Origin of the sequence: Candidatus Pantoea formicae, from assembly GCF_011752625.1 — a bacterium.
GTDB classification, from domain to species: domain Bacteria; phylum Pseudomonadota; class Gammaproteobacteria; order Enterobacterales; family Enterobacteriaceae; genus Pantoea; species Pantoea formicae.
In genome coordinates this window covers 20,194-40,093 of the sequence record NZ_VWXD01000018.1, presented here as the reverse complement: position 1 = coordinate 40,093, position 19,900 = coordinate 20,194, and the positions used below count along the sequence as shown (strand labels likewise).

Here is a 19,900-nt window from a genome sequence, read left to right as displayed (position 1 = left end):
GCCCGGCGCCGGAAAATCTGCGCTCCTTCACACCCTGATTCAGGGTGCGCTGAAAACAGGCCGCGCCGGAGGTCAGCATGATCAGTAACGTTATCGATCACCTCGCCGGCATTCTCAGCAGCAGCCGCGACGAGGGCGGCGCGAAGCTTGCCCGCCAGAAGCTGCAGGAAAGCTTTAACTATCCCTCGCTGACCAGCCTGCTGCCATGGCGCGAGTTCGACGAGAAGTCCGAGCTCTTCATTAACAACCGCTCGGTCGGCTTCATTATGGAAGTGGCGCCGCTTGCCGGTGCCAACCAGCAGGTGGTGCAGGCGCTGGACGACCTGCTGCGCAAAAAGCTCCCGCGTAAGACGCCGGTCACGGTGCTGATGGTGGCCAGCAAGTGCGTAGGCGACATGCTGGAGAACGGGCTGAGCCGCGACATGTGGAAGGGCGATATGGCGCCGCGCCTGAATGCCATCACTAAAGCCTACTGGGAGCGATCGGCGCTGAAGGGGCTGGCCAACGAGCGCGAATATCCGCTCTATCTGCGCAACTACCGCGTGTTCCTGGTCTATGCGCACCCCGGCACCGGCGGCATCAAGTCGCTGGACGCGGTGGCGCAGGTGCGCGAAACGCTGCGCGTCTCGATGCTGGCCGCACACATGGACACGCGGCGCGTGGGGCCAACGGAGTTTCTGTCCGTTATCCGCGAGCAGCTGAACTATCGCCCCGGCCAGGTCAGCGCCGCCAGCGAACACTGGAACCCGGAGCAGGAGCTGCACCGCCAGTGCATCGACACCAGCACCGAAATGGAGGTGCACCCGGATCACCTTCGCCTGACAACGGGTCGCCAGCCCGGCGACAGAGCGATCAGTGCGGACGGTAACGGGGCGGTGGTGAGTACGCGCATCGTGAACATGCAGCTGACAAAGGTGCCGAAGCAGTTCGCACTCTGGCAGGCGGCCGACAACCTGCAGAATATGCGGTTTCCGGACCTCGGCATTCCCTGTCCGTTCCTGCTGAGCTGGACCATCTGCGTGGAAGACCAGGTCAGCAGCCAGAACGAGGCGTTTCGCAAAGAGCAGGACATGGGCAAGAAGGCCAGCTCCTCCTACGGCAAGCTGTTCCCCAACACGCAGCGCACTTACGAGGAATGGCGCGACCTGCGCATGGGACTGGCAAGCAACGAAATTGCCATGTGCAGCTTCAACCTCAACCTGACGCTGTTCACGCCCGACAGCGACAGCGAGCAGCAGCGCTGTGAACTCTCGGCCATTAACGTGTTTCGCAAAAATGACCTTGAGATATCCGCACCGCGCTACCAGCAGCTCCGGAACTGGCTGACGTCGCTGCCGTTCCTGATGCAGGAGGGGCTGTGGGACGACATGAAGCACATGAACGCCACCCTGCGCTGCAAGAGCTTTAACGCCGTGAACCTGATGCCGGTGGTGGCCGAGCGCCAGATGGCGGCGTCCGGCAGCCCGCTGCCAACCTACCGCAACGCGCTGGCCTTCTTTGACATGTTCAGCGAAAGCAACGGCGCCACCAACTTCAACATCGCGGTGACCGGCACTACCGGCGCCGGCAAGAGTTTCTTTATTCAGGAAATTCTGCGGCAGGTGCTGAACGCCGGGGGCTTCGGCTGGGTTATCGACATGGGGGGCAGCTACAGGAACTTCTGCCGTCAGGCGGGCGGCTCGTATCTCGACGGTGCAACACTGCGCTTTAACCCGTTTGCCAACGTGCGTGACATCAGGGAATCGGCTGAGGGTATTCAGGGCTTACTTACCGTTCTGGCGAGCCCCAACGAGCCGCTGGATAAGGTCAGCGAAACCATCCTGCTCAAGGGAGTGGTGGCCGCGTACGAGGCGAAGCAGAACACCGCGCGCATCGATGACGTGGTGCACTACATGACGTCTCCTGAAGTGCGTGAAGCCTACGGCGAGCAGCCCACCATCATGAACCGCATCAACGAACTGGTGCTGCTGCTGGATCGCTGGTGCACGTGGGGAGCAAACGGCGATTACTTCAACTCGGACAATCCGACGCTTGACGGTGATACGCGCTTCGCCGTACTGGAGCTGCTGAGTCTGGAAAACCAGCCGCACCTGCTCTCCGCCATCCTGTACTCGCTGATTCTGGCGATTCAGGAAAAGATGTACCACTCGCCGCGCAGCCTTAAGAAGGTGGCCATCATCGACGAGGCCTGGCGCCTGTTCAGCGGCTCAAACCCGCACGCCGCACGCTTTATCGAGACCGGCTACCGCACGGTGCGCCGTCACCGCGGCGCGTTTATCACCATCACGCAGGGCATCAAGGACTTCACCGGCACCAGGGACCAGGCGGCACCGCCGGCCGCGGCCGCCGCGTGGGACTGCTCCGGTACAAAAGTGACGCTGCTGCAGGACGCCAAGGCGTTTAAGACCTATCTCAACTCGAACCCGGATCAGTTCAGTGAAGTGGAAACGCAGGTTATCCGCGGCTTCCAGCCAGCAAAAGATACCGGCTTCAGCTCGGTCATGATTTCCACGGGCGAGAACAGCTCGTTCCACCGCGTCTTCGTCGATCCGGTGACGCGCGCAATGTTCAGCACGCGGGGAGAGGACTACCAGTACATGACCGAGGCGCAGAAGGCCGGGGCAACCAGCGAAGAGGCCGCGTACATGCTGGCCTGCGAGCCGTACATGTATCAGGCCGAGATGCTGGAGCTGGAGCGCTGGGCCAGCCTGACCCCCGCTTAAAAGAGGAATGAACCATGCAGGAAGACAAACACGCCTTATCCACTGTGGAGGGTGAAACGATGAGCGAACAGCGTGTGCGTGACGGGGTCACCGTGAAGGCTGCCCCCGGCCTGCTGCGCCGTCGTGGCGTCCGGCTGACGGCGTTTGCCGTGCTGGTCATCACGCTCAGCGCGGGCATCAGCGCGCTGGTTGCGCAGGCGGTGCAGCCGGACTACGTGGTGTTTGATATGAAGGGCACCATCGACACCTTCCGCCAGCAGACGGCGCAGTCTGCGCTGGATAAGGAAAAGCTGGAGGCGCTCACGAAGCGCTTCGGCTCGGCGCTGGACGCGAGCCTGACGGACTGGCAGGCCGCACACGGTGGCGTCATCCTGGTGAAGGGGGCCGTAGTGGCCGGCGTCACCGACATCACCCCGGTGATTCAGGCCGATATCGCCCGCCAGATGCAGGCGGCGCCATGAGGCGGCTCGCCACAGCGGTTGCTCTGCTCGCTACAGCGGTTGTTTATCCCGCGCAGGCGAAAGAGCTCGGCACTGTCGGGCATCTGTTTCCGATTGCCGAGCCTGACCTGCTGACCTTTATCGGCCAGCGCCTGCAGGGCATGAAGGACAGCGGCGAAATGGACCGGCTACAGCGTGAGGCCGGGGCGCGGGTGAAAGCCCACGCCGTCAGGCCCGCACCGGTGGCCGGGCTGACGCCGGCAAAAACGGACCGCACGTTCCTGTATGACCCGACCTTCACGGTGCGTGAGACCGTCCGGGACATGCGCGGTAACGTCATCGCGCGGGCGGGCGATAAGGTTAACCCGCTGGACAGGGTCGCCTTCAGCGAGACGCTGTACTTCATTGACGGCGACAACCCGCAGCAGATGGCGTGGCTGAGGCCGCAGCTCGCCGGGCAGCAGAACTTTAAGGTCATTCTGGTGAAGGGCAACGTGCACGACAGCAGCATCGCGCTGGACGAGCCGGTGTACTTCGACCAGTACGGCACGTTAACAACAAAATTCGGCTTTGAGCACACGCCGGTGCGCATCACGCGCGCGGAGAGGATGCTGAAGGTGGAGGAGGTGGCGCTGAAATGAGTCACAACGCACGGGGGCAGACGGCCCCGCAGAAGGTAAAACGTCACAACGCGCAGGTGCGTCTGGATGACGACGACAAATCCGGGCTGCGCCGCATGACCGCCGAGTTCCCGCTGTATTCGGAGTCGATGATTTTACGCGCGGCGCTGCAGACGCTACTGGCGTGCAGCGGAGAGGTCCGGTCGGCCATCGTGCTGGCGTCGCTTACGGACAAAGACGTGGGTGAGGTGATGCGCCAGTTCGGCATGACGGTGCTGACGGGGGAGCCTCATGCAGAATGAGCGGGTGCCACACCTGGTTATCGACGGGACGTATTCTGAGGTGTCCTCCAGGCAGCCAGACGCAGAGCCATCCGCGCACCCGGTTCTGATCGCGCCCGCACCGCCGCCCGCGTGCCGGGCAGAAATTTCGCTTTCGCCGGCGAGTATCCGTGCACTCGGTGAACAGACAGAGCACCTGCCCGCGGCCGGTCTCTTCCTTTTGCTGCTGGCGCTGTCCGTGATGACAGTTCGTGTGGGCCGGGTGTTCACAGCAAAGCGGGCGGAGCGGGGTGATGCGTTCAGCGTTCGTCGCGGAACGTCGGTTACCGCACCGGCACCGTTTGGCAGTCCGGCAATGGCCGCACGCGCACTCGCGCATGAGGAAACCGCCTACTGGCAGCAGCTGCTGGCCGCCTTCGCGGCCGCCATAGAGGCGGAATGGTATACCTTTGGCACCGATGCACGGGCACAAGTGGCGTTACCGCACGACACCCGTGCAATGGCAGGTGCGGCGATTGTAAAAGCGCGCTCACGCCATCTTTCGCCGCAGCGGAGTGAGGGCGATCTGGAAGATATGCTGCTGCAGGCGGCGAGAGACGGTTACGCGGGCAGCTGGGCGGACTGGTGTCAGCGCGGCGCAGAGGCGGCCGGCTGGTATGTTATCCGGCGTGAGGTGAGTCAGTCATCTGACAATACGACAGATAAATGAGGAGCAGCATATGACGCACACCGGCATGTTTGTTTTCGTCTTAATTGCCCTCGCGTGGAGCTGGCTGATGTATTTAGGCAACAGCAATCATCAGCGGAGGCTGCAGGCGCAGGAGGAGGAACGTAAAAGAAACCAGCCGCTCCGCCTGCGGGATATGGAAAACGCAGAGCAGGAATATTACGCGCTACTGAAGCGCCTGAACGTTACCGACAGATGGTTCCGTCACGCCTGGCCGCTGGCGCAGATAAGCCTGATGTGGTGCGGCCCGCCCGGCTCGCTCACGAGCAGCATCCCGGCGGCGCTGCGGGCGGCGTCCGGCGAACTGTTGATGCATGGCGCGGGGAATTTCAGCTGTGGCTGCCTTGCTGACGCGGGGATTGCGCCGGGCCTGATGTGGCATATCGCTTCGCGTATCACCGAAACGGAACCGTCCGTGTTTATGGATGAGTACGGCAGTAAAACCCGCCCCGGGGCGTGGCGCCGCGGGTTTAAATACGTCCTGATGCCCGACAGCCAGGTGCGCGTGGCCATCCTGCTGCAGGGCACCCGACATGCCACCGCAGAGATGCTTTCACTGTATCTTTCAGAGGTGGCAGACAGACTGGAGAGAGGCGACGCAGACGGAGCGGCGCATGCTGACGACAGCGGCTGGGCCTTCCGTACCTTCCCTGCCGAATCTTCAGCAGGCGATACTGCTAACGGGTAACATACGCACTGGCGCATCGTCTGATAAGGCAGGATCACGAAATGCAGGACACACACTGGCACCGGGAGCTGAGTTTTACGTTGACGCACGGCATGCTGCTTGCCGTGCTGGGCCTTGTGGTGGCCACGCTGTGGTGGCGTGCGGTGGCGGATTTCCGCGGTCTGCGCCGTAAAGAGCGGCGCAACGCGGCCATGCAGAACGGAGACGCAGCCTTCTGGCACGCACAGTGGCGCAAAGATCGCGTTAACGTGGTGCTGGAATTCATTATGGCCGTTATCGTTACCCTGGCATCCGCCTGCGCACTGGCGTTTCTGACGCCTTATTACTGACCGTTATCTGTCCCCGTTTCCTCCCCGCGTTGCGCAGGCTGTTCGTTCCTCGCATGCGCTGCGGTACGCCTCAGCCTGCCCCCCGCAGGCAGGCCTGACTAACGTCTGACCCCGGCAGCCCCGCTGCCGCAACCACGGAATTTCCTCTTATGACACACCCCGCTGAAATATCGGCTCAGCCGGTCGTGCGCGATCGCTGGGGCGGCTGGACGCATCCGGCCTTTTTTATGCCGGCAGACGGCAATGAATACCCACAGCCCGGCGAGTTTGAGGCCTGGCTTAAAACCCGTCATCTCCTCGCGGCGACCACCTGGATGGAAAACGATGTCCCGGACTGGATGATGTCGGACTACCGGAACACCGGCAACTGCAGCGCGTGGCAGCCTTCGGGCCCGGCGGGCGAGGGCTGGTTTACCGGCAGCATCCACGACACGGACGACGGCCCGGTGTGCGTCTGGCTCAGACCCGATGCACAGGAGCCGGACGCATGAGGCGCTTTCTCCTGATAGTGTGCCTGCTGACGGCGGGCATCATGGCAAAGCCGGTAATGGCGGCGACCAGCAACGCCGGCGACGGCCGCTGGGTGAACCCCATCACCGACGTGTGCTGGAAGTGCCTGTTTCCCATGTCGCTCGGCAGCATTCAGCTTGCTTCCGGCGCGCACCCGGATACGCCTAATCCGGCTTCACCCATTCAGCTTTGCCCCTACGGTATTCTTTACCGGCTGGGGCTGGCCATCGGCTTCTGGGAGCCGCTGGCGCTCACCGACGTGACCCGCGAGCCGGGCGTGATGGTGAACATGGGCGGGTTTAAAATTGACCTCGGGCGCACCGGCACCGGGCGCGGGGGGCAGAGCGACGCGCCGACGCCCGGCAGCTTCTATCACGTCCACTGGTACAAATATCCGCTGATTTTCTGGCTCAACATCATCACCAGCACGGGCTGCATGCAGACCGGCGACATGGACATTGCCTACCTCTCCGAGGTGGACCCGCTCTGGAACGACAGTACGCTCTCGATGATTTTAAACCCCGAGGTGGCGCTGTTCAGCAACCTGCTGGCGCAGGGTGCGTGTGCGGCGGACTCCATCGCCTCCACTGCAGGCGTGCCGCTTGACCCGCTGTTCTGGTGCGCCGGCGCGCAGGGTTCGATGTACCCGTTCACGGGGTATACCAGCAACGAGTTTTCCCCGCTGGAGGCCTCGCTTCTGGTCAGCGAGCGCATGGCCTTCAAGCTGCACCGGGAGGGACTGGTGATGGAGACGGTCGGGGCGGACGTGGCCGTGTGCTACGAATATCCGTCCCCGATCATCCCCAAGTCCCGCTGGCGTTATCAGATGGTGAACATGTATCCCGAACCCTCGGACTGTCACCCGTTCGGCACCACCACGCAGCTGTGGGGATCGGTGCACAACTCCCCGTCGTCGAAGAAGAACTTCGGCTACCTGATGTGGCGCAAGCGCAACTGCGTTTACCTGTAAGGACTGAGCATGAATACTCCACTGACTACGGCGCTGGCCCTCAGCGCCGCGCTGCTCTGCGCATCCGCGCAGGCGGCAGAGCAGACCGTGATTTCCGGCAGCGACATGACGTACATGAAGCAGCAGCAGCGCGAGCTGGAGCTGTTCAAAAGCCAGCTGCAGGGCACGAACATCACCCTGCCCGACGCGCAGCAGGGGCGGATGGCGCAGATGCAGAATGAGATTGCCGCCGCGCAGGCAGATCAGAACAGCGCGAGCCGACCGGCGCCGCGCGCGGTCTACTTCGTGAGCCTGGGCATTCCGGAAGAGGGGCTGTTGCCGATGCTCGCGGACGCGCGCCGCTTCGGCATTCCGGCCACGCTGCGCGGCCTGCTGAACAATGATTTCCGCCAGACCGCGGAAAAGATGTTTGAGCTCTCTAAAAAAGACAGACAGGCGGGCGTGCAGATTGACCCCACCCTGTACCAGCAGTACGGCATCAGGGCCGTGCCCGCGCTGGTCGTGACCTGCGGCGGGAAGTTTGACGTGCTATACGGCAGCCTGCCGGTGCAGCAGGCGCTCGAAGAGGTGAAGCAGCGCGGCGACTGCGCCGGAACGGCCGCGCAGATGCTGCAGGGCGCGGAGGGTGGGCGATGAAGTGGCTTATCCCATTTCTGACGCTCCTCGTGGTGCAGCCCGCTCACGCCGATGCGGCCAGCGATGCTTACAGCGCCGGCGCGAGCCTTGCGGGCAGCAGCAAGGGTCAGGGAACGGCGGCGGCGAAACATACCGACCCGTCGTCCGTTATTCCGGGCTACACGTCGGGCGCCTCGCAGAGCAGCTACTACGGTGGCGTGACGGGAGGCGACGGCGGTCTGTCCGGCGCAGGTCAGAGCGGACTCAGCGGCAGTGAGGCAGGTCAGGCCGCGATTGACTCCGGAACCAATAATCCGCCGGTCGCCATCGATCCGGACGCCCCGTTTATCACCATCGGGAAAGAGGCTGAGGCGAATGCCGGATCTGTGCTGGACGGCACGGGCAGCCAGTGCAGTGAAGTCTCGGTCTCTAAAACCACCTTCGAGAACTACCAGTGCGATCGCGATGTGAACGCGTTCAGCGCCTGTTCACGTACGGCTGCCATCGCTCTGAACGAGCAGATGACGGTGAAGGATACTGAAGAAAGAGGCAGCGGCAGCATGAGTTTCAGCTACGTTGTCCAGAACACGGGCCCGGTTAACGCGGCGAGCCTGACCATCACGGACATTATTCTTCCGCAAAGAATGTGTGACAACACCAGCGCAGAGAGCTGTGCGGGATTCAAAACGCCCACCGTGTCATTTCTGGGGAAGAGCTGGCCGCTCACCGTCACCACAATGCCGCAAAAATTTAAAGACGGAACGGCGTCATTCTCCGTCACGCTGAGCGGGCTTTCACTGGCCGTAAGCCAGGGGCAGGCGCTCCCCTCCGTCATAAACTACGGTTTCTTTACGTATCAGTTTATGCACGGGCACGGCGATGACTGGACCGTTTCTTCCCCTGCCAGCGGCACGCTTAACTCAGGTAACGCAACGGTGGTGCTGAACGTCACTGCTAATGTCCTCACAAAAGTGCCTTATCAGACGTGGACGACCAGCTGCCCGAACGGGGCAGGCTCCGGCCAGCAGGTAAGCACTACCTGTACTGAAGGAGAGGGGACGCATTCTCAGACCATTAATGGTGAGGTCTACTCGCTGAGTGCCAGCTGCTGGGCCTACCAGGATAATTACGTGAATACCTCATACGTCAGCAACGGAACCTGCCAGTCACTGATGTCAGATGCGGCCTGCACCCAGACCGGTAAAAGCTGTTCGGCCTATGACGGGAACTACTGTTCTCATGAATCCGTGACCTATAACTGCCAGAAAACGTATACCTCCAGCGGCCAGATGTGCGCGGGCGATTACCTGTGTAAGTCCGGCAGTTGTGATGAAACGAACGGCGCCGGCGACAGCGGCTTTGATACGGCGGTGGCGAAGCTCGCCGGACTGGCCTCGGCCGGCGAAGACGTGAAGGCCGACCAGGTGAACGTTAAGGCATTTACCGGGCAGGCGCTTTACTGCCGCAAGGCGATGGCCGGATTCTCCAACTGCTGCGTGGATTCCGGCTGGGGCAACAGCGCGGGGCTCGCCAACTGTAACAGCGACGAGATGGCCATCGGCAAGGCGAAGGCCAAAAAGGTCACCGTGCTGGTCGGCGAAGCCTGTAACCGCTCGGTGCTCGGGGTGTGCGTGCAGAAAAAGCAGGCTTACTGCGTGTTCGGCGGCAAGCTGGCCCGCATTATTCAGGAGCAGGGCCGCCGCGACCAGCTGCACGTGAGCTTTGGCAGCGGCGACTCGCCCGACTGCCGGGGCATCACGGTGCCGGAGCTGCAGGCCATCAACTTCGACCTGATTAACTTCCAGGACTTCTACAGCGACCTCATGGCCAACCAGAAAATCCCTGACTCCGCCACCATGGTACAGCAGGCGAAGGATCGCATTGCCGCGCAGGTCAAAGCCCAGACGGGAGGAAAATAATGAAGCAGACGCTGCTGGCCTGCCTGCTGATGGCGGCCACCTGCCAGGCCGTGGCGGACGACGCGCCGCCCGCCGACGCCGTGGTGACGCCGGCCGACCCTTTCACCGGCTGGCACTGGTACAACGAACCGAAGAAAAAGCCGGACCCGCCCGCGCCTAAGCCACAGCCCGCGCCACAGGTGCCGGACTTCAGCCGGCTGTCGCCCTCGGAGCAGGCTGACGTGCTGAAAGGCTACACGAAGGAGGCGCTGAACAACGCCATCCTGCACCCGTCAGCGGAGAACACGGCCACCTTCCTGCGCTGGCAAAAGTTCTGGACAGACCGGGCCTCGATGTTCAGCCAGTCCTTCGCGGTGGCGCAGCTTGACCATCCGGACCTCGACTACAACCTCGAACACCCGCACTACAACAGCACCGCGCCGCTGCAGCAGGCCCGTGACCAGGCCGAGCAGGCGCAGGCTATCAGCCAGCTTTCCGGGCAGTACGGTCTGTTTTACTTCTACCGGGGCGGCGAGCCGATAGACGCGCAGATGGCCGGTGTGGTGGCGGACTTTGCCCGCCTGCGCCACGTTTCTCTGATACCGGTGAGCGTGGACGGCACGGTATCTCCGCAGGTGCCCGACAGCCGGCAGGATGCCGGGCAGAGCGCGCGCATGGGCATCACCCACTTCCCGGCGCTGTTCCTGGTTGATCCGAAGTCAAAAAGCTTCCGCCCGCTCGCCTACGGTTTCATGACGCAGGACGACCTGGCGAAGCGCTTTCTCAACGTGGCCACCGGCTTTAAACCTAACTTCTGAGGACTGAAAGATGCTGACATTTTCACCCGTCTGCCACGGGCGGCTGCGCGCTGCCCGGGGCCTGTCGAACCTGCTGCTGCAGACGCTGGTTATCCACCCGGCGCTGCTGTTCTTTCTGCTGTTTTTACTGATGTCACACAATGCGGGCGGCGCCGGCAGGATGCTTCTTTACGCCGCTGAAAATCTGGTACGCAACGCGCCAGCGGGGCAGGTGTGGGACTGCGCTTCGCAGACCCCGCCCGCGACTACCCTTCATCAGAGTGCGCCTGCGCCCTGCATTAAGTCACTGCTCAGCGCAGAGGCGTGGGCGGCGCGGACTGACGGCACCCTGCGGTCCCTGTATGAGTGCGGCGTGCTGCTTTCTTTCACCGTAAGCCTGGCGATGTGGGCTCTTCGGCGCCGTAAAAATGGAGAAATCGTATGAACCGGCTACACCTCATCATTATGTTCTTTATGACGGGCATCATCCTCAACTGCCTGCGCCAGCTGCTGGCGTACTCAGTAAGCCTGACGTACGACGTGCTGATTGTCGTGTCGGTGGCGTGTTTTGCCCTGATGGCGCTGGGCATTTTCACGGAAGTCCTGGCGCACCGCCGCGCGCGCCGCGGACCCGGAGGTCATCATGAGGCTTAAGGTTCTGCTGGCGGCTGCGCTGCTGCTGCCGGTGCTGGCACAGGCCTCCGTGGCCGATGACATCGCGGCGCTGGAGCAGGCAAAGGGGCGGCAGGGCGCGCAGCTGCCCGACTTCGGCCTGCCCGGTGCCGCACCGGTGCGCACCGCGCCTGCCAGGCCGCCGAACCTGATGACGCTGACCGACGGGCGGCGCGTGGATCTCAACGACTATGCGGTGGTGGTGTTTATGCAGCGCGGCTGCCAGTACAGCGCGAAGTTCGATCCGAAGCTCAGGGCGTGGGCCGATGAAGCGGGCGTGAAGGTGTATCCGTACACGCTGGACGGCTACGGCGACACGTCCTTCCCGGTGGCGCTTATCCCGCGCAAGGCCGGGCCGAGCGAGCCGATCGCCGGTGAGATTCTGACGTTCTTCGGTAACGGGCTGCCTATCGCGACGCCGACGACCTTTATGGTCAACGTTAACACTAACATGGCCTACCCGCTCTATCAGGGCGATACCGACATGGGCACCCTCAGTCAGCGTCTCGCGCAGATGATCGAGGCCGACATTGACCACCTGCCGCCCGACACGCTGGGGCCGGTACCGAGCAGTGCCTCACTGACCCCGCAGTAACACACGCGGCCCTGCCGCATACGGAAAAAATCATGACGGAACACCCTTTAACGCTCTCGCGAACCGAGACGGCGCTTCTGCTCGTCTGCGCCTCGATGCTGGCGGCGGCAGGGATTTACGCCTGGCTTGCCTGCGACCTGACGCGCCTGCCAGCAGGCATCGCTTACGGCACCGACGCGCTGCTGCTGAGCGGGCTGCAGCTTTACCCGCTGCTGTTTCTGTTTGCCCTGGCCGGCGGCTTTGGCTGCGGCGCGCTGGTGAGCATCACGCTGCGCCGGCACGGATTTATGGCTGAACGCGGCCCTTACCACCCCGGCAACACGCACCCCCACTGAGACGGACTGAAATGGAAAACAACATGCATACCCCTGTTTTCACACTGACCACGGAAAAAATGCTTCAGCTGAGCGTGGAAGAACACACAAGCGTGCTGGCCAGACTCTGGCGCAAGCGGAAAGGGCACGTTTACGTGCAGGGCGAGACCGGCACCGACAAGACGACCGTTGCACGCTGTGTGGCCACACAGCTTAAGGCTGATTTTTTCAGCTATGAGTTGCTGTCGCCGGAGGCGTTTAAAGCGGAGCAGGCAGACATCATCGCGCGGCTGGCCGCCAGCAGAAAGAAGGTCCTCATCCTCGATGGCTTTTTTCCGCAGCATGCCAGCCACGCGTTCAGCACGCTGCTCCGCGAACTCCGGGAGCAGGGCGTCAGCCTGTTTATCTTCTCACAGGAATCCCTTGTCCCGGGCAGTCCGCAACGGCATGACGATCTGAACGTTTCCCCGGATGCCTTCACGACGATCGCTGAGTTTCGTTACGCCAGCCGCGAACGCCATGCCGTGACGTTGCATCAGGCGAAATAACCGCAGGCTGTTTATCTCATTCAGCGCGGGCAGCTCAACCTCTGCCCGCTACGGAGTTCTGACACATGAAACTCAGGCAGTTCCTTCTGGCCGCCGCCACGGCGATGGCCATCAGCAGCCCGGCGCTGGCCGACGTGCAGGGCGACCTTAATGGCTACTTTGGCAGCCTCGGCTTTGACGGTAACGTTTCGAAAGCGCAGGCGTGGCAGGGGCAGGCCGCGGGGTACATCACCGGCGGTTCGGTATACCTGCGTAACCCCGTCAAGCAGGTGCAGCTTATCTCGATGCAGGTCCCCTCGCTGAACGCCGGCTGCGGCGGCATCGACGCCTATCTCGGGGCGTTTTCCTTTATCAACGGCGCCGAGCTGCAGCGGTTCGTTAAGCAGATTATGAGCAACGCCGCCGGCTATGCATTCGACCTTGCCCTTCAGACCATGGTGCCCGAGCTCAAGCAGGCCAAAGACTTCCTGCAGAAGCTCGCCTCGGACGTGAACTCCATGAACATGAGCTCCTGTCAGGCGGCACAGGGCATTATCGGCGGCCTCTGGCCGGTGTCGCAGGTGTCCAACCAGAAAATCTGCCAGGACATCGCCGGCGAGAGCAACATCTTTTCTGACTGGGCGGCATCCCGTCAGGGCTGCACGGTGGGCGGGCAGGGTGACAGCGTCACCAGTAAGGCTTCCGATGCGCAAAAGGACCAGGTGCTGAAGAACAAAAACCTCATCTGGGACGCGCTGGGCCGCAACCACCTGTTCGATGGCAACCGCCAGCTGAAGGAGCTGGTGATGAGCGTGGTGGGCTCCATCATCTTCAACAAGGACGGGCAGGTCACCATCCTGACCCCGCTGGTCGATAACCGCGACATTATTAACGTCCTGATGCGCGGCGGTACCGCAAAAATATACAGCTGCGACGAGCAGGACCTGTGCCTCGGGCCCATGCCCGCAGACGTCACGGTCAGCAGCGACGTGGCGCTGGTCACCCAGGTCCGCAACATCATGATTTCCATCGACAGCAAACTCAGCGCCGACACCGGCCTGTCAGACAGGGAAAAGGGCTTTATCAACACCACCTCGGTGCCGGTGCTCAAGTACCTGACCAACTCACGCAGCATGGGCATGAGCCCGACCTACCTGATTCAGGTCGCGGACTTCATCGCGCAGGACATGATGATCCAGTACCTGCAGGAGCTGGTGAAGCAGGCGAGTCAGTCGCTGGCGGGTAAAAACTTCCCGGAGCAGGCCGCCGGCGAGCTGCGCAACAACGTGCAGGCCGCGACCTCGCTGCTGGCGCAGATGAAGCTGCAGTCGACCGCCGACCAGAACGCGCTGGACGGCATCGATCGCAACATGCAGTACCTGCAACAGCAGGTGTCGACCATTATCTCAACGTCCTATCAGGGCAACTATCAGTGGGGTACCGGCAATGACTGAGGTCTGGACCATTTACGGCGGTGACATGTGGCGGCAGGTGTTCAACGGCGTCGTTACCGTCATCGGCAGCGACACGTACGACACGCTGAAGCGCATCGTCGGGCTGTTTGGCGTGCTGGGCGTGATGTTCAGCTTTATCAAATCGCGCAACCCGACGGTGTTTCTGCACTGGCTGGCCATCTTCTTCGTGATAACGTCGGTGCTGCTCGTGCCCAAGCGCAGCGTGCAGATTCTGGACGCCACGGACCCGGCGGCGGTGTACGAGGTGGACAACGTGCCGGCGGGCCTCGCCTTCATCGCCGGGCTGGCCACGTCCACGGAGTTCGGGGTGGCGCGCCTCTATGAGTACAGCTTCTTCCGCCCGGACTCACTGACCTACACGAAGTCCGGCATGCTGTTCGGCTCACAGATAGTGGCGCAGACCTCGGACTTCCGCTCGCAGAATCCGCAGCTGTCGCAGATGCTGACCGACTACGTGGAGAACTGCGTGGTGGGCGACATCCTGCTTAACAACAAGTACACCGTGTCGCAGCTGCTCAACAGCACCGATCCGCTGACGCTGATTACCGACAATCCGAGCCCGCTGCGCGGCCTGTACCAGGACACCGGCAGCGGCCGTCAGTTTATCACCTGCCAGCAGGCGGCGGCGGTGATCAAAAACCTCATCGGGGCGGACGTGCGCATCGGCGGCACCACCTGGCACGCGCTGGCCACGCGCGTCTTCGGCAACCGCGTGAGCGGGGATACCCTGCTCGGCAACGCGATGGACGAGAGCTACAACTTCTTTTACGCGGGCGGGCTCAGCGCCTCGCAGATCATGCGCAACAATGTTGCCAACGCGGCCATCCGTGACGGGTGGAAAGGCTTTGCGGCCCGATCGTCAGATACCGCCAACCTGCTGAACCTCGCGACCGAGTCAAGCCTGACCAAGCAGCGCATCAGCTGGGGCGCGGGCGGCGTGATTGCCGCACGCACGCTGCCGATGTTCCAGTCCCTGATGATGCTGGTCCTGATTGCGCTGTTCCCGCTGGTGATTGCGCTGGCGCTGGTGAATCACGATATCTTCGGGCTGAAAACGCTGAAGCTGTACGCGGGCGGGTTCATTTACTTCACGATGTGGCCGGTGATGTTCGCCATCCTTAACTCGCTGGCCAACTTCTATCTGCAGAGCAAAACCGGGGCGACGCCGCTGGTGCTGGCCAATCAGGACCAGGTGGCGCTGCAGCACTCGGACGCGGCCAACATCGCGGGCTATCTGAGTATGTCCATTCCGGTGCTGGCCTTCTTCCTGACCAAGGGTGCAGCGTCGGTGGCTTCGCAGGCCGTGGGCAGCGTAATGAGTTCGGCGGCGTTTGCCACCGGCGGGCAGGCTTCAACAACCGCCGACGGCAACTGGTCGTTCAACAATATGTCGATGGATAACGTTAACGCCAACAAGTTTGACACCAACATGACCCGCCGATCGGGGGCGCAGAGCATCCAGACCGGCAATAATGCCATGATGACGCAGACGGCGGATGGCCACACAGTAGTGGATACCAGCCAGGCGATATCCAACCTGCCGGTGAGCATGCGGCTGAGCTCGCTTGCCAGCAGCGGATTCTCCGAGCAGGCGCGTCAGGCGCAGCAGCAGGCGCAGAGTTCGCTCGATGGCTACAACCACAGCGTGACCAGCGGCTTCCAGCAGATGAACCAGCTGACACAGCAGAGCGGCAACAGCGACAGCGTGACGCAGGGCAGCGACAGCAGCGTGGCAACGAGCGTGAGCCGTGGCGTCAGCAAGATGCAGTCGGCGGTGGAAAGCTATGCGAAGTCGCACAACGTTTCTGAACAGCAGGCGTATAACCAGCTGATGGATATCACCAATCAGGGCAGCGCTAGTACAGGCGTTAAGGGTTACGTTAAATTTGACTCCGGCGATCAACTGGCAGGTAAGCTTGGTAAATGGGCCACAGGACTCAGCGCTGGAGGTGAGGGAAACATCAGTGCCGATCTTCGCCATACAACTGGTAGCTCGCACGGCACGCAGGACAGCCACGCAGAGGGTAATGACAACCGCCATGACCAGAGCAGCCAGGAGGCGCGCGACTTCCGTCAGGGCATGGACATGGTGACGTCGACCCGCCTGAGCGAGTCCGGCAGCCACACCGACAACCAGTCAAACTCGCAGGCGCAGCAGTTTGCAGCGACGCTCAACGATGCGAAAAGCCAGTACCATCAGTACACCGAAAGCAGCACGCGCAGCCAGGAGTTCAGCCGCATGGCCACGCTGTCGCAGACGCAGAGCGCGAGCCTGGACGCCAACTACAACCAGGAGTTTGTGGACTGGACCACGGCGAAGTATGGCAGCGACGCGCAGAACATCCTGACCAACGTGCGCAGCGCGCAGGGTGCGGCCACCGAGTTTATGCACGAGCGGCTTGAGCCGGAAATTATGCGCAACTATGGTGTGCGTACAGACCAGGTGAACAGCCAGCCTCTGCAGCCGACCCGTTCCCTGGACGCGCCGGGCAAGCTTCAGGGCGGTGCTAATCCTGTGCCGGGCGGTTTAACGGGTGCAGGTACCCGCATTCCGGCAGGCGAAGACACCGGCAACGTCAGCAACGGCGGCTTGCGTGAGCCGCGGCAGGAAAGCTCTGCAGGTGCTCCGGACAGGGGCAGTCACAGCATTCCGTCAGGCACTCGTGTAGCTGAAAGTGGTGAGTTACAGGGAGCTGTCAGCGGAGGGAAGATAAGTAAGGCAGCGCATTCAGCCGGGCAACCGGTAACAGAGAGAGCAGCCAGCGTAAGTGCTTCGGAGGCGAACGTTCAGCGCGGTGAACGCAACCTCACCGTTCCGGCATGGGCGCCGTCGCAGGCCATGAGCGAAGATTTCCGCAGTGGTTCAGTACGCGTGGGAGAGAAGGCGTCGGGTGCCGGCATTGAAACTAACGTAGCCAACAAAGTTGCAGCACAAAGATCTGGCCTTATGGAAACTGTCAGGGAAAACGACGGTAAAATCGCCGAAAATAAAACCACTGTTCAGGCGTCCAGTGATATACTTAGACATGAAAATGATTTAGCTAAAGGGAGTTTCAAAGCTGGTCATAATAAAGAGCTAAATGAACAAGGCCAGAAACCCAGAGATAATCTTGGGGAAGATTTTGACAGAAAAATAAAAGAGCTTAGGCGGCGTGCCGGGTAAGTAAGGAGGATGCTAGCGATGATGTATGAAGATATTAAGAAAGATGCGGATTTTTTATTCGGAAAATTTGCATCCGGGGAGAATATAGTCCCTTCTGCATTCGATGCAATTAAACTGAGTGCCATTTTTCCCTTGTCGTGTTTGTCTCTTTATGCATTGTCGCTCGCATACATTATTTTTAGCTTTGTTCCTCCAGACGATGTGTGGGTTAATCCAATGATTCATTATCTGGGGCTTACACTAGCATTTGGCGGATTTACTTTACTTCTGTCAATTGCAATCATGGCTATGATGTACACACCTTTCATGCTTTTAACCTCCTTGCCAATACAAGTGAGAATGCAGTCGATATTGGTGCAGAAGTTAAGTCGGACCTTTAAAAATACATGTAAAATAATGATCGTGGTCAATGGTTTATTTGCTGTTTCATCAGCTCTACTCCCGCAATTATTTTATGCCGCGCCATTTGTTTTTTTAATCAGTTACCTAATTATGCAGACCATCATCAGCTCAGAATTAACTCGCTACGGCATTGCCGGCGCGATGAGTAAATTCGCCAGACTCGTTAAAAAGATTTAAGTTCTCGCGGCTCCCGCCGATACCCCTTCCGGCACTCTGACGGAAGGGGTTCTCTCAACATCCCTGATTAAAGCAGCGTGCCCCGGGGCGCGCCTGTCCCGTTTTTTTCTTTCAAACAAGGATATGTCCATGAAATACCGCCATGCCTTCGTGGCAGCGATTGCTGCCGCCTCTCTGATGCTTTCCGGCTGTGGTGCCATGAGCACCGCCATCAAAAAACGCAACCTCGACGTCAAAACCCAGATGAGTCAGACCGTCTGGCTGGAGCCCTCCAGTCAGAAAACCGTGTACCTGCAGGTGCGCAACACCTCCGACAAAGACATGAGCGACCTGGAGCCACTGCTGGCGCAGGATCTGCGCGCCAAGGGCTACACCGTGACCTCCAGTCCGGATGCGGCTTACTACTGGATCCAAGCGAATGTCCTGAAGGCCGAGAAGATGGACCTGCGTCAGGCGCAGGGCTTCCTGTCGACCGGCTATGAGGGTGCTGCCACCGGCGCCGCGCTGGGTGCCGGCATCACCGCCTACAACAGCTCATCCGGCGGTGCCATCCTCGGCGTAGGCTTAGCAGCCGGGCTGGCCGGTATGGCGGCGGATGCGATGGTGGAGGACGTCAACTTTACCATGGTGACCGATCTGCAGATTTCTGAACGCAGCAAAGCCACGGTGACCACGGATAACGTGGCGGCATTGCGTCAGGGCACGTCAGGTGTGAAGGTGCAGACCAGCAGCGAAGCGGGCGACCGCATGAAGTACCAGACGCGCGTGGTCTCAAACGCCAACAAGGTCAACCTGAAGTTTGAAGAGGCGAAGCCGGTGCTGGAAGCGCAGCTGGCGAAGTCCGTTGCCGGCATCATGTAACCGACCGGGTGATACCAGGAGGCCTTATGCGCAGAGATATCGTCCGGCTGGCAGCCTCGCTGCCCGGGGCCCTGAACATCATGCTCGCGGGCGCCGTATTTACCGTTCTGCTTGTGAACGTCACCGACAGCTGGCTGCCGGGACACTTTGTTGACGGGCTCAGGCATTTTGACGCCGCGCCGCGGGCGGCAAGTTCCGGTGATTTCTGCCGGTTTATCCTCGCAGGGGTTTTCCTGTACGTGCTGAGTATGAGCGCGTGCGGGGTAGCCATTGCCGCTGCGCTGATTGCCGTTATCAGACGCGTATGGCAGCTTGCAGAACGCTGAATTCCCTGGTATTACTTATTCACCGGCCTTAAAACCGGCGGCAGGTGCCTTAAGGGGAAATAACAATCTCTCCTGACAACGGGGGTGCCTGCCGACCCCCGTCTGTGCCCCCCGGGCAGCAGACACCGGGGGCAGCATCACCACCACCACGGGTGCTGCCCCTCCTCCCTGACGGGACGCCTTTTTAAGCTTTCTCCCCGGTGCACGGGGTAGCGGAAGCGTGGCCCTTATTTCCCTGACGTTTTTTTATCACGCTCCGCGTGCGGTTTGCTGCGCCCGGAGCGCGTCGGGGATCGCGATGTAACGGCTGTACTTAACCCCCTGTTCTTAACTCACTGAAGGATATTCCCATGCTCACGTTCAGCGGTGCGGCACGCACCCTTATTGTCTGGTTTACCCTGTTTTTTGCCTGGAGCGCGGTCGTGCTGTGGCAGTTCGGGCCTGATATCGTCAAAACCATCATGACCGAAAGCCATCTGTTCGCGTTCGATCTCGCTTCCCGCATGGTGCAGAGCGATATGGTGCCGCCGGGCATCATCACCGCGCTGCTGGTACTGATGGTACTGGCGGCCGGCGGCGTGCTCTCGGCCCTCACGATTGTATGCTGGAACCTGCTGTGCTTTATCTGCTGCCTTCCCCTGATGGCCGGCGTCTGGCTGCAGCGCTGTAAGGTTCTGACCCGCCATGCGGTAACGGGCACCCTGAAGTAATCTCCGGGGCCTGAGCGGCCCTCAGCCACTTTCTCCTTCTGCCACAGCCTGCCCGTTTTCCCCGGGCGGGCTGCGCCTGC

23 protein-coding genes are annotated in these 19,900 nt (G+C 61.2%); all 23 read left to right on the top strand.

What is annotated here, in order from left to right; genetic code table 11:
- Positions 1 to 77: 77 nt before the first annotated feature.
- The 23 genes from traC (at position 78) to F3J38_RS26095 (ending at position 19,820) form a co-directional block, all read left to right on the top strand.
- Positions 78 to 2,723 carry a type IV secretion system protein TraC gene (traC, locus tag F3J38_RS26205; protein WP_167144075.1) on the top strand — a complete coding sequence of 882 codons (2,646 nt, stop codon included), beginning with the start codon at positions 78 to 80 and terminating at the stop codon, positions 2,721 to 2,723.
- 14 nt (positions 2,724 to 2,737) lie between these two features.
- Positions 2,738 to 3,184 carry a type-F conjugative transfer system protein TrbI gene (gene trbI, locus F3J38_RS26200; protein ID WP_167144073.1) on the top strand — a complete coding sequence of 149 codons (447 nt, stop codon included), beginning with the start codon at positions 2,738 to 2,740 and terminating at the stop codon, positions 3,182 to 3,184.
- Positions 3,181 to 3,804 (top strand): type-F conjugative transfer system protein TraW, encoded by a 624-nt coding sequence (gene traW / locus F3J38_RS26195; RefSeq protein WP_167144071.1) that lies wholly within the window; start codon positions 3,181 to 3,183, stop codon positions 3,802 to 3,804. The genes trbI and traW overlap by 4 nt, the downstream gene beginning before the upstream one ends.
- On the top strand, positions 3,801 to 4,085 hold the full coding sequence (locus tag F3J38_RS26190; protein WP_034822863.1) for a hypothetical protein: 285 nt from the start codon (positions 3,801 to 3,803) through the stop codon (positions 4,083 to 4,085). Before traW ends, F3J38_RS26190 begins: the two co-directional genes overlap by 4 nt.
- A 217-nt stretch (positions 4,086 to 4,302) precedes the next feature.
- Positions 4,303 to 4,773 (top strand): hypothetical protein, encoded by a 471-nt coding sequence (locus F3J38_RS26185; RefSeq protein WP_167144069.1) that lies wholly within the window; start codon positions 4,303 to 4,305, stop codon positions 4,771 to 4,773.
- Positions 4,774 to 4,783: 10 nt separating this feature from the next.
- Positions 4,784 to 5,479 carry a hypothetical protein gene (locus F3J38_RS26180; protein ID WP_167144067.1) on the top strand — a complete coding sequence of 232 codons (696 nt, stop codon included), beginning with the start codon at positions 4,784 to 4,786 and terminating at the stop codon, positions 5,477 to 5,479.
- Positions 5,480 to 5,520: 41 nt separating this feature from the next.
- Positions 5,521 to 5,808, top strand: coding sequence for a hypothetical protein (locus F3J38_RS26175; RefSeq protein ID WP_167144065.1), 288 nt, complete (start codon positions 5,521 to 5,523; stop codon positions 5,806 to 5,808).
- A 149-nt stretch (positions 5,809 to 5,957) separates the two neighbouring features.
- On the top strand, positions 5,958 to 6,299 hold the full coding sequence (locus tag F3J38_RS26170; RefSeq protein WP_167144063.1) for a hypothetical protein: 342 nt from the start codon (positions 5,958 to 5,960) through the stop codon (positions 6,297 to 6,299).
- Positions 6,296 to 7,288, top strand: coding sequence for a conjugal transfer pilus assembly protein TraU (gene traU / locus F3J38_RS26165; RefSeq protein ID WP_167144061.1), 993 nt, complete (start codon positions 6,296 to 6,298; stop codon positions 7,286 to 7,288). The genes F3J38_RS26170 and traU overlap by 4 nt, the downstream gene beginning before the upstream one ends.
- Before the next feature lie 9 nt (positions 7,289 to 7,297).
- Positions 7,298 to 7,924: a type-F conjugative transfer system pilin assembly protein TrbC gene (gene trbC / locus F3J38_RS26160; RefSeq protein ID WP_167144059.1), complete on the top strand. Its 627-nt coding sequence runs from the start codon at positions 7,298 to 7,300 to the stop codon at positions 7,922 to 7,924.
- Positions 7,921 to 9,822 carry a type-F conjugative transfer system mating-pair stabilization protein TraN gene (traN, locus tag F3J38_RS26155; RefSeq protein WP_167144057.1) on the top strand — a complete coding sequence of 634 codons (1,902 nt, stop codon included), beginning with the start codon at positions 7,921 to 7,923 and terminating at the stop codon, positions 9,820 to 9,822. The genes trbC and traN overlap by 4 nt, the downstream gene beginning before the upstream one ends.
- Positions 9,822 to 10,619, top strand: coding sequence for a type-F conjugative transfer system pilin assembly protein TraF (traF, locus tag F3J38_RS26150; RefSeq protein WP_167144055.1), 798 nt, complete (start codon positions 9,822 to 9,824; stop codon positions 10,617 to 10,619). Before traN ends, traF begins: the two co-directional genes overlap by 1 nt.
- 10 nt (positions 10,620 to 10,629) lie before the next feature.
- Positions 10,630 to 11,043: a hypothetical protein gene (locus F3J38_RS26145; protein ID WP_167144053.1), complete on the top strand. Its 414-nt coding sequence runs from the start codon at positions 10,630 to 10,632 to the stop codon at positions 11,041 to 11,043.
- The gene (locus F3J38_RS26140) at positions 11,040 to 11,252 is read left to right on the top strand and encodes a hypothetical protein (RefSeq protein ID WP_167144051.1); all 213 of its coding nucleotides are present in this window, start codon (positions 11,040 to 11,042) and stop codon (positions 11,250 to 11,252) included. The genes F3J38_RS26145 and F3J38_RS26140 overlap by 4 nt, the downstream gene beginning before the upstream one ends.
- A complete protein-coding gene (gene trbB, locus F3J38_RS26135) occupies positions 11,242 to 11,865 on the top strand; it encodes an F-type conjugal transfer protein TrbB (RefSeq protein WP_167144050.1) in 624 nt (207 codons plus the stop codon). Before F3J38_RS26140 ends, trbB begins: the two co-directional genes overlap by 11 nt.
- Positions 11,866 to 11,897: 32 nt before the next feature.
- Positions 11,898 to 12,200 carry a hypothetical protein gene (locus tag F3J38_RS26130; RefSeq protein WP_167144048.1) on the top strand — a complete coding sequence of 101 codons (303 nt, stop codon included), beginning with the start codon at positions 11,898 to 11,900 and terminating at the stop codon, positions 12,198 to 12,200.
- 11 nt (positions 12,201 to 12,211) lie between these two features.
- Positions 12,212 to 12,727 carry an ATP-binding protein gene (locus tag F3J38_RS26125; protein WP_167144046.1) on the top strand — a complete coding sequence of 172 codons (516 nt, stop codon included), beginning with the start codon at positions 12,212 to 12,214 and terminating at the stop codon, positions 12,725 to 12,727.
- Between the two features lie 65 nt (positions 12,728 to 12,792).
- Positions 12,793 to 14,160: a conjugal transfer pilus assembly protein TraH gene (traH, locus tag F3J38_RS26120; RefSeq protein WP_166935784.1), complete on the top strand. Its 1,368-nt coding sequence runs from the start codon at positions 12,793 to 12,795 to the stop codon at positions 14,158 to 14,160.
- Positions 14,153 to 17,344, top strand: a complete 3,192-nt coding sequence (gene traG / locus F3J38_RS26115) for a conjugal transfer mating-pair stabilization protein TraG (RefSeq protein WP_167144044.1) — start codon at positions 14,153 to 14,155, stop codon at positions 17,342 to 17,344. The genes traH and traG overlap by 8 nt, the downstream gene beginning before the upstream one ends.
- Before the next feature lie 18 nt (positions 17,345 to 17,362).
- The gene (locus F3J38_RS26110; protein ID WP_167144043.1) at positions 17,363 to 17,923 is read left to right on the top strand and encodes a hypothetical protein; all 561 of its coding nucleotides are present in this window, start codon (positions 17,363 to 17,365) and stop codon (positions 17,921 to 17,923) included.
- 129 nt (positions 17,924 to 18,052) lie between these two features.
- On the top strand, positions 18,053 to 18,784 hold the full coding sequence (gene traT / locus F3J38_RS26105) for a complement resistance protein TraT (RefSeq protein ID WP_167144041.1): 732 nt from the start codon (positions 18,053 to 18,055) through the stop codon (positions 18,782 to 18,784).
- 26 nt (positions 18,785 to 18,810) lie between these two features.
- The gene (locus tag F3J38_RS26100; RefSeq protein WP_100701705.1) at positions 18,811 to 19,110 is read left to right on the top strand and encodes a hypothetical protein; all 300 of its coding nucleotides are present in this window, start codon (positions 18,811 to 18,813) and stop codon (positions 19,108 to 19,110) included.
- A gap of 350 nt (positions 19,111 to 19,460) precedes the next feature.
- Positions 19,461 to 19,820, top strand: coding sequence for a hypothetical protein (locus F3J38_RS26095; protein ID WP_167144039.1), 360 nt, complete (start codon positions 19,461 to 19,463; stop codon positions 19,818 to 19,820).
- The last annotated feature ends 80 nt before the right edge of the window (positions 19,821 to 19,900 follow it).

Excerpts from the sequence above, each read along its gene's own strand:
- traC (WP_167144075.1), top strand. The coding sequence starts at position 78 with ATGATCAGTAACGTTATCGATCACCTCGCCGGCATTCTCAGCAGCAGC.
- trbI (WP_167144073.1), top strand. The coding sequence starts at position 2,738 with ATGCAGGAAGACAAACACGCCTTATCCACTGTGGAGGGTGAAACGATG.
- traW (WP_167144071.1), top strand. The coding sequence starts at position 3,181 with ATGAGGCGGCTCGCCACAGCGGTTGCTCTGCTCGCTACAGCGGTTGTT.
- F3J38_RS26190 (WP_034822863.1), top strand. The coding sequence starts at position 3,801 with ATGAGTCACAACGCACGGGGGCAGACGGCCCCGCAGAAGGTAAAACGT.
- F3J38_RS26180 (WP_167144067.1), top strand. The coding sequence starts at position 4,784 with ATGACGCACACCGGCATGTTTGTTTTCGTCTTAATTGCCCTCGCGTGG.
- F3J38_RS26175 (WP_167144065.1), top strand. The coding sequence starts at position 5,521 with ATGCAGGACACACACTGGCACCGGGAGCTGAGTTTTACGTTGACGCAC.
- F3J38_RS26170 (WP_167144063.1), top strand. The coding sequence starts at position 5,958 with ATGACACACCCCGCTGAAATATCGGCTCAGCCGGTCGTGCGCGATCGC.
- traU (WP_167144061.1), top strand. The coding sequence starts at position 6,296 with ATGAGGCGCTTTCTCCTGATAGTGTGCCTGCTGACGGCGGGCATCATG.
- trbC (WP_167144059.1), top strand. The coding sequence starts at position 7,298 with ATGAATACTCCACTGACTACGGCGCTGGCCCTCAGCGCCGCGCTGCTC.
- traN (WP_167144057.1), top strand. The coding sequence starts at position 7,921 with ATGAAGTGGCTTATCCCATTTCTGACGCTCCTCGTGGTGCAGCCCGCT.
- traF (WP_167144055.1), top strand. The coding sequence starts at position 9,822 with ATGAAGCAGACGCTGCTGGCCTGCCTGCTGATGGCGGCCACCTGCCAG.
- F3J38_RS26145 (WP_167144053.1), top strand. The coding sequence starts at position 10,630 with ATGCTGACATTTTCACCCGTCTGCCACGGGCGGCTGCGCGCTGCCCGG.
- F3J38_RS26140 (WP_167144051.1), top strand. The coding sequence starts at position 11,040 with ATGAACCGGCTACACCTCATCATTATGTTCTTTATGACGGGCATCATC.
- trbB (WP_167144050.1), top strand. The coding sequence starts at position 11,242 with ATGAGGCTTAAGGTTCTGCTGGCGGCTGCGCTGCTGCTGCCGGTGCTG.
- F3J38_RS26130 (WP_167144048.1), top strand. The coding sequence starts at position 11,898 with ATGACGGAACACCCTTTAACGCTCTCGCGAACCGAGACGGCGCTTCTG.
- F3J38_RS26125 (WP_167144046.1), top strand. The coding sequence starts at position 12,212 with ATGGAAAACAACATGCATACCCCTGTTTTCACACTGACCACGGAAAAA.
- traH (WP_166935784.1), top strand. The coding sequence starts at position 12,793 with ATGAAACTCAGGCAGTTCCTTCTGGCCGCCGCCACGGCGATGGCCATC.
- traG (WP_167144044.1), top strand. The coding sequence starts at position 14,153 with ATGACTGAGGTCTGGACCATTTACGGCGGTGACATGTGGCGGCAGGTG.
- F3J38_RS26110 (WP_167144043.1), top strand. The coding sequence starts at position 17,363 with ATGATGTATGAAGATATTAAGAAAGATGCGGATTTTTTATTCGGAAAA.
- traT (WP_167144041.1), top strand. The coding sequence starts at position 18,053 with ATGAAATACCGCCATGCCTTCGTGGCAGCGATTGCTGCCGCCTCTCTG.
- F3J38_RS26100 (WP_100701705.1), top strand. The coding sequence starts at position 18,811 with ATGCGCAGAGATATCGTCCGGCTGGCAGCCTCGCTGCCCGGGGCCCTG.
- F3J38_RS26095 (WP_167144039.1), top strand. The coding sequence starts at position 19,461 with ATGCTCACGTTCAGCGGTGCGGCACGCACCCTTATTGTCTGGTTTACC.